General features: G+C 62.2%; 3 protein-coding genes. 1 reads left to right on the top strand and 2 read right to left on the bottom strand.

Annotation, left to right across the window (positions count from 1 at the left end; genetic code table 11):
• The coding region (locus L9Z73_RS30765) for an FAD-dependent oxidoreductase (RefSeq protein ID WP_247408739.1) at positions 1-562 on the bottom strand (562 nt) is incomplete at its 3' end.
• 36 nt (positions 563-598) lie between these two features.
• Positions 599-766 (bottom strand): rubredoxin, encoded by a 168-nt coding sequence (locus L9Z73_RS30770; RefSeq protein WP_247408741.1) that lies wholly within the window; start codon positions 764-766, stop codon positions 599-601.
• A gap of 197 nt (positions 767-963) precedes the next feature.
• Between L9Z73_RS30770 and L9Z73_RS30775 the strand changes: the two genes are divergently transcribed.
• On the top strand, positions 964-1,221 hold a 258-nt coding region (locus L9Z73_RS30775; protein WP_247408743.1), incomplete at its 3' end, for a chorismate--pyruvate lyase family protein.

Below are 1,221 nucleotides of genomic sequence, written 5' to 3' on the forward strand. Positions count from 1 at the left end.
GCATACCCGGGTGCAGCAGGGTTGGCATGACTTGCTCGCACGGCGCCACCAGGTCGATTTCGTAGCCACCGAGGATCAGATCGTTGGCAAATTCACAGCCGATCAGGCCGGCGCCGAGCAGCAGGACGCGGCGTTTACCGGCGGCTGCCGCGCGAAAGCGCGCGTAGTCTTCAAGATCGTTGATCGGGAAAATCAGCTCCGCAGCGTCGCCTTCGACCGGCACTCGCACGGTTTCCGCGCCCCAGGCCAGGACCAGGTCGCGGTAGGCCACCGCTTCTTCACCGATCCACAGGCGCTTGTGGCCCGGGTCGATGCCGGTGATACGGGTATGCGTGCGCACTTCGGCCTTGAGTTGCTCGGCCATGGCGCCAGGTTCAGCCATGCTCAGGCCATCGGCTTCCTTGTTCTTGCCAAAGCCGGTGGAGAGCATGGGCTTGGAGTAGGAGCGCCCATCATCCGCGGTGATCAGCAGCAACGGGGTTTCGCTGTCGAGCTTGCGAAACTCGCGGGCCACGTTGTAACCGGCCAGTCCTGTGCCGACGATCACGACAGGTGCGTTCATTCCTTTCTCCTTGTAATACGTTTCTTAAATTCGCGATTACGCGATTTCGATCATTTCGAAATCGGTTTTGCCCACGCCGCAGTCCGGGCACAGCCAGTCTGCCGGAACGTCCTGCCACAGGGTGCCCGGTGCGATTCCGTCATCCGGCCAGCCTTCCGCTTCGTTATAGATCAGGCCGCAGACTACACATTGCCACTTCTTCATTTACTTGCTTCCTCAGGGTCCAGGCAGGTTGGCCGACGGTCGATAGATCTCGCGTTGCCGTGCGGCTCAGCGCGTTTTGTACTGATCGGAGCCTGCAGATGCAAGCACGATCGACGCAAGGCACCGGTTCAACCCGGCAAAAGAGCCGGGCGCCATGGTAAGCTCGCGGCCTCTTTTGCTGCCAATATTGACGCACCGTGCCGCACTCAATCGCCCTTCCCGATGCTTGCCAATGGCTGACCCAGAGCCTTCTGAGCCCCCTGCCCGCGCCGTTGACCCTTGACTGGCTGTTCGATGACGGCTCGCTGACGCGGCGGCTGACGCGGCTGTCCAACGACGGCTTCAGCGTGACGCCGCTGTTCGAAGGCTGGCAGCCGCTGCGCGACGACGAATGCGCGGCGCTGGACCTGCCCTTGGCCAGTATCGGTTGGGTACGCGAGGTGCATTTGTGCGGG

The organism is Pseudomonas emilianonis (assembly GCF_023072625.1).
Taxonomy (GTDB): domain Bacteria; phylum Pseudomonadota; class Gammaproteobacteria; order Pseudomonadales; family Pseudomonadaceae; genus Aquipseudomonas; species Aquipseudomonas paraveronii.